The following is a 16,636-nucleotide window of genomic DNA, read 5'->3' as shown; positions in this document are numbered from 1 at the left end:
CAACATTGGGTAACACAGGATGTAGTGAAATTTGACGACGTAGTTGGAGAAGTAACAATACCTCAACATATTACGCAAGTAGGGCGTGGATGGCAAATAAAATTTACTTCAAGACCTCATCCTCGTAAAAATATTATTATTAGGTTTTTAGGAGAAATGAAGGAAATAGGTTATTGGAGCATTTCAGATGATATAAAACATAGAGGCGAGGCTTTTTCTATTCTTCTCCCGAATAGTCCAACACCTCCTGTTTTTAATAATACATGGGTTGGAGAGACCTACCGAGGGTGTAGAGCTTTATATGTTCCAGATGGAAGTGTAGAAGCGTATAAGGCTGCAAATATAAGCAATGTAAAAGAAATACTACCACTCAGCGAGTATCAAGGATGATACTCGCTGAGGGGATAAATTCTATCTGCAACACGAGACCAGCTGTCAGAATGTCTATAAGCATCTATTACATCGTCAGGTACATATATTATTCCTTTGCCATTGAAAGAGAGTTTATCAACAGTTGGTGGAGTTGTTGTTCTAACAATAGTTACTTTTGCCTTCAAGGATGGTTGAGCCCATCCAAAAGAAGATATGGTAGAAGGATAGTCTACAACATCCTTTATATTGTTATCAAACCCTTCTGGTATGTATGACAGCTTCCCCTTTTCGACAATAACTTTTTTTAATGCTGTAAGGTCTTTTCCGCGGTTGTTCCCAAAGACATACCAATCTATAACATCTACACTCTTAGGAATAGTAATTGATTCTAAAGAATAACATTCTTTTAAATTCTCATATCCAAGTCTTTTAATATTGGTAAAAGATAATACTTGTAGACTTCTTATTTTTCTGTTTCCTGCGAAGATAGTCCCGATGGAACTAACAGCTGCTGCTTCATCCATACTTAGTTCTCCGTCACCGTCTTTATCCCAATTCTCTATGCAGATGCGCTTTACTTCTGGGTCTTCGAAGCGAATCCACCATTTAGCGATGTTCAGCTTAAGCTTAGGATAGTGTTGCATCAGCGCATCGTAGGTGTCACGATATGCGCCTGTGGTGAGATTGATAGTACCGTCCAAGACAGGGTAAGGGTCATTTCCGTACTGACCTTCTGCATCTATACCTTGATAAGTACCGTCTACAAGCTGGGAGAGCTTGTCGAATGCTCGTCCGTCCGTGAATGTCTCATTGAAACCAACACAGCGTACGTAGCGCAGAGCGTGAGGCACTTGTCCGACCTGCGCATCCATGATGTCGATGAGTTTCTTCACAGGCTGGAGATTGTCGCAACCACTGACGAAGTAACTCATAACGTTAGGAGCACACGCTTCTGTATTACATTTCTCGTTGGTGAGTTTATCGAGATTCTTTAGTTCTACGTATGACGTGGTGGCAGGAAAATCTACTTCTTCCAACGCACCACCATCAGCGAAGTGTGCTTCTGTGAGCGAAGAACCACCAGCGAGGAACTTACGCAATCGGTAGTTAGCACGCATATCGAGCGCACCTCCGAGCGTAGATATATTCTGAACATCAATATCCTCTAACGAAGTGGTATTGCCAAGCGTAAGAGAAGATATAAGTATCTTCACGTTCTGCTCGTTCTCATCACCCAGTTTCAATCGCTTGAGTCGCTTACCAATGATTGAGAGTGCACCGTTAATTACATACGAACTCCAATCGCCTATATCGAGCAGGTAGTCAGCTGACTTAACAGATAACTGCTGATCAGAAGTACCGTTAATATCAACGACTATCTCGCATGGCTTACCTGCATCTGTGCGAGCACCACGCATTATCGTAGTACCGTAAGCAATCGTAGGATATAGCTTCATTGCAGGCGTTAATCGCAGAACGATTGAGTTTGTCGTAGCGTCAGCCTGAGCAGAGGTACGCACGGTTATCGCCCCTTCAGCTGTCTTTGCGTCGTAATCACCGAAGCTGTACTTGCTCATCAAGTACTGAATACGCTTCTTCACCCAAGCAACCTCGGGTGACTTTCCATCACCAAGTGATTGACCCAGTGGGTCGGTATCATTCGTGTATGTACCTTGCAGCATGGCAAGCTTCATCTTCTCATAGAGCTTGCCATCCTCATTGTATAGCATAGATGAGAAATTGTCAATCACAGAGAAGTAATACCTCTCGAAGTATGCAAAGAGTTTCTGCTGGTGCGTACCCTTCTGCAATCCGCCCAGTTCTTCCATTTTCGCAAGCATACGACGCATCATCTGCGCACGCTCCTCAGGGTATGCTTGCTCCATCAGGTTCCACAACACAGATTTCTCTCCATTCCACACTGGCGTACCGTCATCATAGGTGTCGTGGTACTCTACCCAGTAGGGTTTCTTCATTAAACCTTGGTTGATAACCGTGAGGATAGTATCAAGGTCATCTTGTCTAAATTTCCATTTGCTCTTTGCCATATCTATTCTGCATTAAAGTTATACGGGTATGTGTTCTTGGCACAATTGTCAGTTGCTGCCTTCAACTCTACGTATAACTGATGAAAAAGCAGGTCCATAATGTCCCAGTCCTGTGGCTGCTCAGCACGGAATTTCTGAATGCGTGCTGACTTGAATAACTCATTGAGCAGGGCAGCATCACTAACCGCGTTGAACATTGCTTCGGTTAGTCCGTATTTATTGCCAACTAACTGCTGACGAAGATTAACCGCCGACACACCGCTATCGAGTGTCGAAGGACAGAATCGCTTATACAAGCTATCGTAATAGTATAGGTTGTATTGATTAGGGTCGCCCTGCTTTGCTATCCAATATTCGATATGCGTTGAATGTGGGTCAGCGTTCAGTTCTTCAAGTGTGCCATTAAAAGGCTCAATGAACGTGTTGCACTGATACACTATATTATAAGCAGTGATATACGACTCTACAAGTTGTTCTGCACGCTGACGAGTTTCATTGTCTGCTGTTGTCTTATCATCCGCTGGGAGGTCTGCATAGTCCAAATCCCAGCAATTCTCCCACGATAACTCGCTGACTTGGTACTGATAGGCTTCCTCCTCCGTGTTGTAACGGATACGCCGTTTATCCCAAGGCACCTGGAACAGAGTAAGACGTGGCGAGTTATCAGAGCCTTCAATTGATAAGAGGTCAGGGAACAAATCCTTGTCATAACCAAAAGTGGCAGCATCGCCCTTATCTGGACCGACAGTAAACAGACCGACAAACTTATACGTTACAGTTCCGTCCTCTGCTGTCTGCTTCTCAAATCCAACGAATGTCTCTTGATAGATAGATACTCGTGCTTCGCTGTCCTGCTCGATACCCTCGTTTGTCAAGCCAACAGCCTTCCATAGGTCAGTAAATGAGTTCACGCTGCCCATCTTATGATATTGCATTGAAGAAGCGATATTCTTCTTTGCTGTTAGCTTTGATATTTTCGGCAGGTTCTTGAAGAGTTCAAATTTCTTCTGTGCAGTTTGTCCGTCTTCATATACGATGGTCGTGTCCTTAGCCACCTTCGCTTTCCAGTTCCAAAGGTAATAGAGCATAGATGATGTTCCCTGCCCTTGCAGCTGAAGATTGGTAATCGTCAATCGGTTAAGGTTCGTATTGCCATCTTTAGGGTATATCTCAAGCGTACCCTTTGGGCGATATGACTTTCCATATTCATAAGCCGGCAATGGCTTATCGAAAGTAAATACATTTACCTTACCACGCACTTTATCAAAGTCAACCGTGGTGCCGAGCGTATCGTAAATATCATTGTCTAATTTCTCAGTACTCTTTTCGCCAACAGTAGCAAGTGCATTGATATAGTCCTGATGAACGTTAGCAGCGTCCATCGCACTGTCGTAGATACGCACAGAGTAAAGGTCTACATCAGCACTATCAGAACCTATTACGATACCACCGCCAGAACCTATCTGCACAGAGTCTGTAAGCAAGTAAGCGAACTTACGAGCTTCTACACCGTCAATGTAGAGATAGACAAGGTTAAGGTAGTACGTATTGCCATTGAGTACGTAAGTGTACTTCTTAGGACTAATTACGAGTGCCAGGCGAATACGCACACCATCATCAGTGCTCATCGCTTGTACGTCAGCGTTACGCTCACTTCGAGTTGCGAACATAATAGAAGATGGCTTCACCTTAAGTCCGATATAACCTTTCTGATAAGGCATAGCGATAGAGATACAATCTGCATCAGAGTCTGACGTGTTGTTGATCTGATAGTCGATTTCAATAGTTTTACCCGATTGTGCTGCCTCCTTGGCGAACGGCTTGTAGTCAATCGTCAATCGTGAACCAGCCAACAGTCGCAATGTTCGTGCACCCTCTTCATCTGTTACCCAGCCATCGCGTGAGAAAGCCACGTTTTGCCACTCAGCACCAATATGCTCTGCATTGATGAGATTGCGGAGGACGTTGCGGTCGGTATCGGTGTTGTTTCTGTTCTTCGCATTCAGATAGAACACCGCTCCAGCAGTAGCAGAGTAACCTTGTGAGTTATCCACTGGGAATGGAATTGCATCACGCAAACGCACCTCGTCTGTTGGGTGCGTACGAAAGCCGATTAACGCAGTGAAATCGGAGTTATCAATCGTCTCAACCTCGAGCGAAAGCGTGTACTGCATCTTGGTTTGTGTCAGCGTATTTTCAGATACGTTCTCTTGCAGCACCTCGTTATCTTTCTTCATCAAGATAGACAGTGGTGTCGTTACTGCCTTACCGTCATATACAGCGTACTCCAGCACCTTATTCTCATACCAGTTAAGTAGCTTCTCCGCCTTGTTGTTCACGACTACCATCTTAACCGCTTCGTTATTAGCTACCGCCATGAAGTCATATCCAACTGGTGTAGTTTGGACCGTATTATCTTCATTCGAGAGCCACGCAGAAAGATGGAAGATACCTGTCTTGTTCGTGAAAGGAACGGTGTAAGCAACAGGCGAAGAAGTGTAAGTAGCCGTTCCAAATTGACGTTCATACGTCTGCTTGTAGCCTTCACCTGTAATCTTAACATGAAGTGTCTTAGAGATGTTACCACTGATATAACATGGCAGCACAATGTCGCCTTGATAAGCCTTCCACCAATTGAACTCTGAGATAGATAGAAAGAGAGCTGACAATGTGATTGAATACACCAAGGCAGGGGAGGTTTGCCCCGTCACCTCACCTGTAATCTTTACCATGATGTTGTTTTGTCCTGATTCGAGGAACTTGAAGACATCAACAGTCGTGACCGTATTCGACTGACAGCGACCACGAGCCTTAGACACGAAAGTACCATCGCCAGCCTTAGCGAAGATCTCATACGTTCCCCACTCGCCTGTGTCGATAAAATCGCTCTGTCCCACATCCTTAGTGCGAGACACGAACATAAACTTAATACTACATTCGCCGGCTGATTTAGAAGCCGATAATGTTGTCGATGGCGACTGATTGACAGCACGTAAGTAATATAGAATAGATTGCTGCTGTCCTCCGCCACCTTGCCCAATAGGGAGTTCAGATAACTTCATTGGTACCCACTGATCGCCATTCCATACGAGTACACAGGTCTCAGAGGTGAGTTCGTCAACCTCTGTGTTCACGTTGGAAAGCTGTCCGAGCGAGGCGCGGTTCTTTGACACGACCTTCTTCACACGCTCTTCTTCGGTATTATGCGCTTCAATGAGTTCGTTAACCTTCTCAGGAATTTTATTAAATTCCTCTGCAGTGAGTTGATTGCCTTTTGACTTGCGATCAATGTATATCGGTTCTATATTTTTTGTCATATCTATGATAACTTAAAAGGAAATACATACGTGAATCCATGGTTGCCTTCTATCTCCATACCATGTGCAAGAGATAACGCATGACAGATAATATCTTGTAATAGCTTTGGGTGAGCAGAAGCAAAACTCTCACCCGTAGTATCTTCAATGCCACGGATAGATACCAGTGCAAAGCGATTATTCTCTGTACGCTGTGCTTCCGAGATATGTAACTTGATATGTTTCATCAGAAATCCAACTTGAATGGGTAATTCTGCAATAATCCCCCTTGTACAACCAGCGGACTGCCGTCTAAGTCGCAGAATGACGTTCTGCCGTTCTCAACCTTGAACCATACAAAGGTCGCCTCTCCGCTGAATTTTCCGCTTTCGACTTTATAGATCTTGACCCCATATACACGTGGTTTGGGAACACCATGAGGGTCTTCGTTGTCAATCATGTCATTACCACCTACGAGGAACTTACCCTCAAGATTCTCATTTGTGTACCAACCATCCTGTATCGGAGAGCCGAATGACTCAAGCTCAAATAGTCTTCCATCCTCCTCGGCATGCTCTCCGAGTTTGCCTGTCGCATAGTGATAAGGGGCGTGGTACTGGTACCAGAGCTTTCCCTTGCCTGTTTTGGGATAGACAGCTCCCAGTCCCCTCCCTGTAACCTCAACAAGTGTGTGTTTGGTCCAATAGGCTGCACGATAAGCCGAGACAAGTTCTTTCAGACCAGTATATCCAAGATCATACTTTGCTTGCCCCTTCTTGTCAAAGAAAATAAGATGTGGATAGCCATCTGCATCAACGGTCATGCTGATGCCTTTCTTTTCGTCTTTTGTAAAAATATCAAAAGTGCCCTCGTACATTTCGATATGTAAGCCCTCTTTACTTGGTACGGTTCGAAGACTTCTTGCCTCTATCAGTTCAGCATTTACCTTTCCATCCGATGTCATCAAAGCAACTTTGCCTTTCGGGGTCTGAACTTTGAAATTTTCAGCCGTCACGGTAAAGGTCTTCTTTTTGCCGTCAAGTTCAAATCCGACTTCAATCAGTCCATCTTTCAGACTTGTAATCGTAGCAGATATATTGTCCGCAGCCGTCTTGAGTTCTGACTTGAACTGCGCAGATGTAAGAGCCTGTGCTGGGTACCAGTCTTCTATATCGAAAGGGTCATCTTTCTTTTTCGACCGTACACAGACAAGCAGGTCGTTGTTATATTTATCTTTAAAGGCAGCGTTGCTCCACTGATCGCCTTTGTCGTATGGAGGAACTGGCTGCTCACGCACGAAGACCCTACGCTTACCATCAGCAGTGTCTTGTGCTCTCTGTGCAGCTTCGAGAGACTTCAACACGTCAGCGTCGGTTATTTCTTTCCAAGAGTATGTGTTATCATGACTCTTCTCAAATGAATACGCCCGACCTCCACCTGTCTCTGCGTAACTTCTATTATAATAGATGTCATGCAGGTGCATCTCCTTTGTAGATTCGTCTGTCCACTCACTGGCAGGCTCTGTTGAGGCTGTTGGCACAGTATCACCGAACCATATTACGATTTGCTTGTCTGCCTGATCTTGCACAGCGTTAAGTTGTGATTTCAAAGAGGCTATGTACTCCTCCATCGGCATATCGTTGCCATGTTCGTCTGTAACCATCCACCAAGAGCCTTCAGTCGGACTCATTTGAATCTTTGGTTTAGGCATTGAGAAAGAGTTGATGCCAACATACATACGATAGTAAGGTGAGCCTGTCCCTGCAGCTGCCTGAATAATTGCGTGCTGGCGTGCTGGATTTGTCTTATTACCCAATGTTGACACTTCATCGCCTACCTTAGGCTCATCGCTACCACTTGCGTAATCGTCAGCATTTGTATTGCCACAGATGTCCACATAATCAGTACCGAGCCCGAAGACACGTCGATGCCAATAGTGATTTGACAAATTACCTTGCTGATTAACAAAGTTGAAGGTCTCACAATAAGCGTAATCGTCCATTCCCATGGTATTGCTAACCATCCGTCCATCACCATCCTGCTGGGTGAAGTAACACCTCCAGCCACCATCTATTTTCTCAACCTTGGAAATGGTGAAGCTGCCAGGAGAGTTGATTACCTTACCATTGATATGTGTCGACTTCATCAGCTGTACCTCTTCTGCCGTCAGCTGCTTGCGCACATGTAGGTAATCACCTTCAATATGGTAGTTACCTTGCTCATCTGCATAGATACCTGCGCCTGATGCCCCTTTGGAGAAGTTACCAATGAGTATGCGAGATAGTAGTGCTACACCATCAGCATTGATTGAGAATTGCCCATTCACTCCAAGGCCGATACCTTCAAGGAAGGTTATAAACTTCGTAGCGACATCTTCAGCTGTCTTAGAAAGAAACTCTTTATGAGTACGACGAGCACTGTAGATATTCGTATCTGCAGGTTTAGTTGTATCTCCACTCTGTATTAAGTCTGGAACATTCAATGCACCAACTAAGGCTCCAGTGTAGTTCCTCACCTCAGTTATAGATTCACTTACCTTTGTCATCACGCTTGTAGAGAGTGCATCACTGATTTCAATATCCATCTTTCCTGGCAGGTTCAGTTCTCGACTGATACGAGTAATACGACTTTTCCGATAACCAGTCTTAGGAAAATATTCAGAACTCTCTAAGCGGATACGACGTCCAACAAATAAGTCAATATGATTATCTTCTATCCAGACATGATCTGTCGGTGCTTTATAACGTGACACATCAAGAGCATTTTTCTGATTATACTTCTCTACAGCTTCACGCAGTTCCTGCTCTGCCAATGTATAATATTCGTCTGGCATTCTTAGGTTCCATAGTATATACTTGTCACCGACCTTTGGAATTAAGACTCCCCCAGGTAATTGTGTTCCATCATTATATGGCCATATCGTGATAATTTCAAACTCTTTGGTCTCACTATTGAAATTTACCTCAAAGTAATGGTCTGCATCTGTTCCTAAACCAGCAAGTTCGCTTCCTTCTTGAAAAGAGACACGCTTTACCAAGTTGGCAATTTCATACTTATTAGGGTCGAAGTTCAATTCAGAGTCTTTGAAGTAATAGATAGTAAATGGTTTACCGTCATTGTCTTTTACTTCTTTTTGTCGCACACTACTTACAACGCCTATACGATGAGGATAAATATTCGCAAAGGCAGCTTGCTCATAATGATGAATAATACCGTATTTCTCAACATTCACATCGACATACTTTTCTCCGTTAGGTAACATCAGGCGACTATGCCCATACTTTGCACTGTCAATATTGCGTGAACTTCCTATAGGGAATAGCCTTGTATAGAACTTAGCACCATCAGCCATATCACGATCAAGAGACACAAGTCCCTTATCATAACCTAAGGTAAGTTCCTCACCATGTTCACATCGACATAAGTTCACTGTCTGTCCATCAAACCACCATTCAGTATGTACTGCATCAGCAAGTTCCTTCAGTCCATCATTACAATACTTACCAGTGTATTCTATCGTAATGTTCTCCGTTCCCTCAACAATACCAACCTTAAAATTTGTAAGTCCATCCATACCTTCATTGATATTCTTAACAATGAGGCGCATGTGATCAATTGGACGAGCCGTCAGAGAGAATACTGCTTCATTCTCACCATCGGTATTATTGAGAACCAAGAAGCGAGTAATAAGGCTCTCTATGCCTTTCATTTGAAAACTATATTCCCACTCCATAGTGCTCTTTTGTGAAGGGACATATTTTTCAGTAGCCCAATAACGTTCGCCCTCATAGTCGAGATAATCATTCACGTCTATGGAGATACACTCATACAAGGTAAAGGAAAGTTTCAAAAGGTTATCGCCTTGAATCTCCTTGTCCTGTGTGCTACTTTCTGATGGTTCGAATGTAACTTTAACTTGTTTATTACTATCAAACAGTGTTAGAAGCATATTTAAATAGTGTTAGAATTGTGTTATAAAATTGGATTTGGTTCTCTGAATTTCACCTTGAAACTACTTGCCTGAACACCCTCTTTCCAGAGATAGGTAAGAGAGCGATAAGAACTGCAATCAAGGAAAAACACCTTTACACTTAGGTTTAACTCTCGAAACTTGACAGTCAACCAACCCTTATCACCTGCTTTAAGAAAACGAATAAAAGCCATATATTTCTGTAGCCAGACCTCACGTGTAGCAGCATATAGAGCAAAGTGTAACGTTATATCACGCTCTACATTAGCAGGGCTAAGTACTTGAGAATACTTCTTTCCATTATGCTCACGAATATCTACTCCAACATGCTCCTTTGCTTTGCTTGGAGTAAGGATAGCATTAAGGTTTTCTCTACCTCCTTTCTTTTCTTCAGTGAGAAACACGCCATATTCTTTCCAAATGTCGATGCCGTTAACCAGCACTTGTCCTTCTAATATCTTTGTCATGTTACTTTACTTTTACACCGTCACGAATTATCCTTTTAATATCATCGCCTATTATCTTCAAAGAGGCTGCACTACTACCAGTATTCTCTTCTATCTTTCGGAGATGTTCCTGTGCAGCATTCATTTTTGCTGCTACATCTTCAACATGGTCATCAATGTTTGCCCAATGTATCTGACCACTCACGAACAACCCCTCAAGTTTTGTCGCTTGGTCTTGACTCATTGCCATAAAAGCTCCACTCTTACCCTGTTGCGTGGTACCACCTTCTTTTGTTTCTTTAATGATACCTTCTTGTCTAAGTTGTTCAAGGTCGCTCTGTGCACTTTTTACGTATTCGTCATACTCACGTTTTAATGCTTCAAGGCGTTGACGATACTCAATATCTGTCAACTCGCCAGTAGTACGTGATTTGTTAAGTTCAGCAAGATTCTTATACCAAGATTCAAGTCTTTTTTGAAACTTAGCACCAACAAGGTTATTGACAGCCATCTTGTTTACCATGACTTGCCAGTTCTCGGCAATCTCGTCAAACACTTTCTCAGACCCATTAGCGAGCCCATAGAGCGAATTAAGGAAGTCATCGAAGACATTATCCTTTGTTGTTGTGGTTAGGTTCTCGTAAAGAGCATCCGTAATATCTTTCAGCTTACCTGCCTGCTCTATATAGTCATTGAGCTTCTCTATCACCCTACCACCATAACCGCCTTTACCAGTATCTTCAATGGTCTTCCACATATCGACATTGGAGCGGAGCATCTTCATTTCCTCTGGACTGAGGTTCCAAATGTTACCATTCCACTGCCTACCCATCTGTGTACTCAGGCGAGCTATTTGTTCCTCGTTAAAGCCACCCCAATAGTAATTGAAACTACGATGGGAAGAATGATAGGAAGCCTGTGCCTGTGCTATACCACGATAGTTATCAATCGTCTCACGTTGCAGTTTCTCTGCATCATCAGAGATGCGAATAGCAGTAGCCCCACGAGAAGTTTTCATCTCATCAGTGAGGTCTTTGATAGCCTGCTCCAACAGTTCGTTACGCTTAGTAAGTCGATCTATGCTGTCTGCAACTTCTTCCTCATTGGAATTTGTAAACCATTCACTGGGACCTTTGGAACTCAACGCACCGAATGAGAGTATATTGAATACACGTCCAAAGATGGTATTAAGAAGACCACCAATGCCTTTCACGATAATAGACTCTATCACTTTGAAGAGATTTTCAGGTAAATCAAATATAGCATTGATAAGATTACCAATGGCTGCTAAGATAGCATTGACCAAACCGTCTATCCATCGAAGAGAGAGAATCTCCGTAATTGCATTAAGAATACCTGTGACAAAGTTTTTTATTCCGTTGATGAGATCCAGGATCAACTTTGGAAGCTGTGCAACAATTCCTAAGACACTTCCAAGTCCACTTGATAGTAGTTTTGACAAGCCACCACCCAAAGATGACATCGCACTGCCCATAGTATTTGACACTGTGCTTCCGATAGTCTTTGCCATTCCTTCACCCATCTGAGGAAGAATAGAGTCTAAAGTACCTTTCAACTGGTCTATCTGTCCCACTGACTGCTGCACTCCACTGAAACCCTCCACGCCCTTCCAGCCTTTAGCATTATTAAGAGTGGTAGTTAAACCAGACGTGAAATTAGCAATCTCCTCCGATGTACGGTTAAGTGCAGTACCAAAAGCTTCCATGTTTTCATGTGCTTTCACTGTCGCATTTCCTAACTCTTCAGCTTTTTCTTCGAGAACTTTATATTCCTCTGAGGTAATTGCACCAGTAGAGAGTTTCTTTTTACCCTCTTCACGTGTTCTAACAGCAGCCTCTTCGGCTTTAACGGCACGATCATAAACTGCTACACTATTAGTAAATGCCTTGAGTTCTTCATCCAACTTCTGCCATGTTACACTTTGGTCCGTACCTATATATTGACGTAGTTGTTGAATAAGGTCGGTCACAGCCTGTTGAGTCTGTGCATCTGCATTCCGATAATCATCTGTTTCTATGTAAGCACGTAACTGTTCCATCATTGGTCGCATCATCTCTTGACTAAGACTACCTACACCACTAAATAGTGCATTCCAGTCAATACCACGGCTGATTTCCTCAAATGACATACTTGCTTCTTTTTGCTGTTGCTCCTTGAGAATTTGAGCCTTCTGCCATTTCTTAGTAGTTTCGCTCACCTCGGAAGCATCTATCTCTGCTATTTTCTGTGCTGTATCTTGAGCGATAGCAAGCTTCTGCTGCTGAAAAGAACCATACTTACGAAGATAATCGCTCATAGCTTGCACCTCGTCACGCTGCATCTCAAGACGCTTTTTAGTTTCCTCCTTAGCGATCTCAGCCTCATCTTCCTTTTTCTTCTTAGCAGCAAGCGAACGAGCAGTTGCAAGTGCTTCTTCCTGCTGCTTGGTTAGTTGTCCTTTTTGAGCAGCACGCCACATCTTTTCTTGCTTAATGAGTTCTTCTCGTTCCTTTTCGTAGTTTTCCCTGATCTGACGACGTTTCTTTTCAGACCCCTCTTCCAACAGGTCTATCTCTGCTTGCCGATTCTTTTGCTGCAATGCAAGCAGTTCATTGGCAATACGATTTTCTTCCCTCTTGGTATCTTTTGGCTTCTTGACTTTGGTCTTCTTGACTTTGGTCTTCTTGGTGCCAGATGGTGATACGTGCCCACCTATGCTCGCACTCTTGCCTATATTAGCAGCTTCTTTTTGTAAGTCTGCAGCCTGCTTAAGATAACCATCACGTTCCGCTTCTAACTCTTTTGTTTTCTTGTTATACGCTTGTTTATTAGCTTTTTCGATAGCACTAATAGCGTTAAATTTTGGGTCATAATTGGTATACATAGCGAGTCCGAACTTCTCATACCCTGCAATATCAGACTCTGCATTACCAGGTTTAGTTCCTTTATGCTTAGCAAGTTTATCATCTGTTTCTACAGCTTTGTTAACTAATGCTTGGACTTTCGCTTGTAAAAAGAGCATTTGTATATACTGCTCTGCTTTTTCAGTCAGTACATCATACCACTGAGCGACTGTATCATAATACCCAAAAGCCTCACCATACTTACGATTCATCTCTTCACATTTTTGCTTCTCCTCCTCCTTGGAGCCTGCAAAATTCTTAAGAGCCTCTCGTGTGGTGTCTATCTCAAAACGTGTCTTAATCATTTCGGCACGCCCCTGCGATTCTATCTCAACACGTTCTTGTGCTTTTTTTGCTGCTTCTTCTTGAGCATCAGACAACTCATTCCATGCAGCAATTATACCTGTAATAACTAATGATAATCCAAGTGTGAGAGTTGCCATTAATGCTGTCGCAGCTGCATTGGAAATTCCCAATGAAGTTGCAAGGCGATAGTTAGCAGCTGTAAGCAATTCCTTAGCTTTGGTAACTGTGACCAAACGAAATGCACTATCCTTATTCAAAGCATTAAAGACCTGCTGTAAACCCATAGTGATAGCCATAACACTCTGTACACGTGCTTGTATCTTCAGCAGGTTTTCATTTTCTGATGCAAAGAGAGACATTACACCTGTAGCTGTGGTAAATGCACCTGAGAGTCCGTTAACCCCAGAAATAAAGCCCTGCAGATTTGCATCGTCATTAGCTAAGATGCTGGTCTGAGCACGGAGGTCACCAAGAGTATCAGAGAGTTGTGCTGCTTTCTCTGCCATCTTCTGATATTCTTCGGTATTCTGCTGACCGTTAAGACGCATACGTGCCATGTCGTTTTGTAATTCACGTAACTGCCTTGAAAGACGCTGATTACTTTCTTTACTACGATTCTGAGCTTCTGTCAGTTCCTCCAATACACCTTTATCCTCTTGTAAGGCTTTCTTTGCTGCGTTGAGGTCTGCTAATATTTCTGCCTGAGCTTTACCAGGTGCAGACGTATCATAAGCTTTCTGAAGGGCTTTCACGTCAGCCTCCGTCTGCTTTATAATTGCTTTTTGTTCAACAATTCTATCGGTTAAACTCTTACAGCTTGCAGCTGCGGTTTCCTCCGAAATAGAGATCTTCTGATACTCTTGCGCCAGCTGCTCAACGCCCTGCTTAGCTTGTAGGTGCTCTTTTTCTAATTGCTGTAGTGCACCGATTTCCTCATTAAGAACCTTTTTGCATGCACTAATCTCTGCCAGTAGTTCCTCTTGTGCAGAACCTGGTTTCATTGTTTGCAACTTACGCTGCATCTTTTCGAGGTCTGAATTAACTCCATCAATGACCTTACGTTGTTCAGTAATTTTAGCGTTGATAACGAGAGAAGCGCGACGAGCTGCTCCAAGAAGCTGCTCGACGCTCATCTTACTTTTGTCAAGTCCTGCCGTGAGGTTATCACGCATAAGGAATTCAATCTCTACTGGTTTCATATAGTTGTTTTTTATTACTATCCTTTGAGGTTACTCTGAAAGAACCCTACAATATCATTGGCTTCTTCCTCCTCCGTTTGCTCTTTCTTTTCGCTTACTTTCTTATTCACATATCGTGGAGCATCGCTGAGCATCATTATAAGCGTCTGATAGTTTACTCCATACAAGATATATCTTACACTCCATCCTGTGGCACTGGCAATTTGCCAGACAAACCCAAAGGGGCTATGAGAGCCTTCCCAATGACTCTTTAACTCCCCTCCTCCTTTTGGCTCAGTCTCAGTTTCATCGGATTGGTCATCTCTACTGATCTGATAATAGGTATAAAAGACTCTGTCCCCATAAGGGTGACGAACTTCTCAAATGCGCCTTTCTGGTAGTCCCATCGCATAAAGTGCCTTACGAACCATGCAATTACGGATGTCGGCAACCACTTTTGTTCTATTGTTAAAGCTATAATACGACTGAACTTCTTACCATGCTGTGCTATAAAAGCCATCTGTGCATCATAATTCATAGAACTGAACTGTTCCAACGTCATATTCATTGAAAGATATGTATGAGCTATCTTTAGCTGTCTTGACATTGTAGGACGCTTCATCGTGAGCCTAAAACGTAATGGTGACTTTAAGAAGGGTATTCTTATATCCAGAAGAGGGAGGGAAACACCTCTGTCAAGCAAGGCTTCCGCTCCCTCTCTTTGGATTCGTCTAATCAATTGTTCATCCATCAGCCTTCACTTACGGTATCATTGATTTCATAAGGAGCTCCACCATTTTCAGGCTTATTAACCTTCAACTGACATTCAACCTTAGAAACCTCTGTAAGTGTCAACTTACCACCAAGACTCGCAAGGATAGTACCATTAGGAATCTTCATGGTCTGACCACTGACAAACTGGATTTCCCAAGGACCTCGTAATTCAACGAGGGTAGATGGAGCCTGCCAGCCTGTTACCTTCTTGTTTGGATCTTGACCAGTCTCCACGAGCTTACCACCAAGCACAGCCTGCAGGTTCTCATAATCCAGCTGGATAAGATTGAACGATGGACTTACCTGACTATTCTTCTGAAGAAGAGTGAGTACAGGGGCATCAGGAACCTGCTCAGCTTCTACATCGGTACTCTCGGGTTTTGAGCCTCCCCAATCCCAGCTACCTTTTTCAATGTAGCCTACAGTTTTTTCCTTGAACTTAACGGCTGCGATGCCGTAGATGAATTTGTTTTTGCTCATATTCTTATTTTCCTTTTTATAAATAAAATAATAGCCTTAATCTTCGATAAAATTAAACCCGTCACAAAGCCTATTAAAAGCCATTTAAATGCTGTTAGAACAGTATTAAAAGGGGACTTGTTTTTTTTCTCCTCATACTTGAACTCACCAACTTTCTGCTGACGGGCAAGACGCTTTTTGAGAGTACTGACCGTCTTTGTCAGACTGGAGCAAACCAGTTCAAGGCTGTCACAACTGGCCTCAATTACAATCTGTCCAGGTTCAGTTGCACTCTGTCCAGATTTAGCTGTGCTTGGAGCCTTTCTCCTTACTTTCAGATTCGCCTGTCCCTGACGTGCTGTGTATCCTGCTCCGAGAGGAAGCAGGCGTAGGGAGTCCAGACTGAGTGTCAGGCTCACAGCCGACATCGGCACCTTCACGGGCGTTCGCCAGGTTTCTACGACGCTCACCGTGCTGTCCACGTCGAGGCGGTTCGCCTCTTGGCTCGTGGCTGTCTCCCGGCTCACGCTTTTTCTGCTCGATGCGCATGCGGTGAAGCACAGGACAGTCATCGCTATAACGGCAGCTGTTAGCATCGTCGATGGCCTTGCGGAGGCGTGCCATCTCGCGCTTGGTCGCGTTGAGGTCTTTTCTTGTTTCATTGAGTTCTTCCTTTAAAGGGTTTACAATATTCTCAATAAGTACCCGGGTGGCTTTCTCAGTGTTATCAATCCGGACTGTCTCGGCTTCTACTTCCGCTTTCTCTGCTTCCGCTTTCGCTTTCCTCACGGTCGATTTCAATGTGATGATGGCTGGTATCGTAGCCACCAGGCCGCCACCCAGCACCAGATTGATAATTTCACTGAGTTCCATACCTTTGTCAT

Annotated in this window: 11 protein-coding genes; 1 reads left to right on the top strand and 10 read right to left on the bottom strand. The window is 43.5% G+C overall.

Annotated elements, in window-relative coordinates; genetic code table 11:
• Positions 1-24: 24 nt before the first annotated feature.
• The gene (locus J5A56_RS01475) at positions 25-390 is read left to right on the top strand and encodes a hypothetical protein (protein WP_021672838.1); all 366 of its coding nucleotides are present in this window, start codon (positions 25-27) and stop codon (positions 388-390) included.
• Here the strand turns inward: J5A56_RS01475 and J5A56_RS01470 are convergent.
• From J5A56_RS01470 to J5A56_RS01425, 10 genes are all read right to left on the bottom strand, one after another.
• Positions 381-2,420, bottom strand: a complete 2,040-nt coding sequence (locus J5A56_RS01470) for a hypothetical protein (protein ID WP_021672839.1) — start codon at positions 2,418-2,420, stop codon at positions 381-383. The two genes, J5A56_RS01475 and J5A56_RS01470, sit on opposite strands and share 10 nt — an antisense overlap.
• Before the next feature lie 2 nt (positions 2,421-2,422).
• Positions 2,423-5,737, bottom strand: coding sequence for a hypothetical protein (locus J5A56_RS01465; RefSeq protein ID WP_021672840.1), 3,315 nt, complete (start codon positions 5,735-5,737; stop codon positions 2,423-2,425).
• Between the two features lie 2 nt (positions 5,738-5,739).
• Positions 5,740-5,964 (bottom strand): hypothetical protein, encoded by a 225-nt coding sequence (locus J5A56_RS01460; protein WP_021672841.1) that lies wholly within the window; start codon positions 5,962-5,964, stop codon positions 5,740-5,742.
• On the bottom strand, positions 5,964-9,665 hold the full coding sequence (locus tag J5A56_RS01455) for a hypothetical protein (protein WP_021672842.1): 3,702 nt from the start codon (positions 9,663-9,665) through the stop codon (positions 5,964-5,966). The genes J5A56_RS01460 and J5A56_RS01455 overlap by 1 nt, the downstream gene beginning before the upstream one ends.
• 23 nt (positions 9,666-9,688) lie before the next feature.
• Positions 9,689-10,153, bottom strand: a complete 465-nt coding sequence (locus J5A56_RS01450) for a hypothetical protein (RefSeq protein ID WP_021672843.1) — start codon at positions 10,151-10,153, stop codon at positions 9,689-9,691.
• 1 nt (position 10,154) lies between these two features.
• Positions 10,155-14,540 (bottom strand): hypothetical protein, encoded by a 4,386-nt coding sequence (locus J5A56_RS01445; RefSeq protein ID WP_021672844.1) that lies wholly within the window; start codon positions 14,538-14,540, stop codon positions 10,155-10,157.
• A 17-nt stretch (positions 14,541-14,557) separates the two neighbouring features.
• A complete protein-coding gene (locus J5A56_RS13815) occupies positions 14,558-14,743 on the bottom strand; it encodes a hypothetical protein (RefSeq protein ID WP_036920358.1) in 186 nt (61 codons plus the stop codon).
• 47 nt (positions 14,744-14,790) lie between these two features.
• Complete coding sequence (locus tag J5A56_RS01435) at positions 14,791-15,270, bottom strand: hypothetical protein (RefSeq protein ID WP_021672846.1); 480 nt, start codon at positions 15,268-15,270, stop codon at positions 14,791-14,793.
• Positions 15,270-15,773 carry a hypothetical protein gene (locus J5A56_RS01430; RefSeq protein ID WP_021672847.1) on the bottom strand — a complete coding sequence of 168 codons (504 nt, stop codon included), beginning with the start codon at positions 15,771-15,773 and terminating at the stop codon, positions 15,270-15,272. The genes J5A56_RS01435 and J5A56_RS01430 overlap by 1 nt, the downstream gene beginning before the upstream one ends.
• A 282-nt stretch (positions 15,774-16,055) precedes the next feature.
• Entirely contained in the window at positions 16,056-16,625 is a 570-nt protein-coding gene (locus J5A56_RS01425; protein WP_231370833.1) for a hypothetical protein, read from the bottom strand.
• Positions 16,626-16,636 lie beyond the last annotated feature (11 nt).

This window comes from Prevotella melaninogenica (assembly GCF_018128065.1).
In the GTDB taxonomy this organism is placed as follows: Bacteria; Bacteroidota; Bacteroidia; order Bacteroidales; family Bacteroidaceae; genus Prevotella.
Note: the sequence above shows the minus strand (reverse complement) of the source record. Positions and strands in the feature narration are given on the sequence as shown.

What these genes read in the sequence shown, in the direction of transcription:
- J5A56_RS01470 (WP_021672839.1), bottom strand. Translation starts at nt 2,420, where the DNA reads ATGGCAAAGAGCAAATGGAAATTTAGACAAGATGACCTTGATACTATC.
- J5A56_RS01465 (WP_021672840.1), bottom strand. Translation starts at nt 5,737, where the DNA reads ATGACAAAAAATATAGAACCGATATACATTGATCGCAAGTCAAAAGGC.
- J5A56_RS01460 (WP_021672841.1), bottom strand. Translation starts at nt 5,964, where the DNA reads ATGAAACATATCAAGTTACATATCTCGGAAGCACAGCGTACAGAGAAT.
- J5A56_RS01455 (WP_021672842.1), bottom strand. Translation starts at nt 9,665, where the DNA reads ATGCTTCTAACACTGTTTGATAGTAATAAACAAGTTAAAGTTACATTC.
- J5A56_RS01450 (WP_021672843.1), bottom strand. Translation starts at nt 10,153, where the DNA reads ATGACAAAGATATTAGAAGGACAAGTGCTGGTTAACGGCATCGACATT.
- J5A56_RS01445 (WP_021672844.1), bottom strand. Translation starts at nt 14,540, where the DNA reads ATGAAACCAGTAGAGATTGAATTCCTTATGCGTGATAACCTCACGGCA.
- J5A56_RS01435 (WP_021672846.1), bottom strand. Translation starts at nt 15,270, where the DNA reads ATGGATGAACAATTGATTAGACGAATCCAAAGAGAGGGAGCGGAAGCC.
- J5A56_RS01430 (WP_021672847.1), bottom strand. Translation starts at nt 15,773, where the DNA reads ATGAGCAAAAACAAATTCATCTACGGCATCGCAGCCGTTAAGTTCAAG.
- J5A56_RS01425 (WP_231370833.1), bottom strand. Translation starts at nt 16,625, where the DNA reads ATGGAACTCAGTGAAATTATCAATCTGGTGCTGGGTGGCGGCCTGGTG.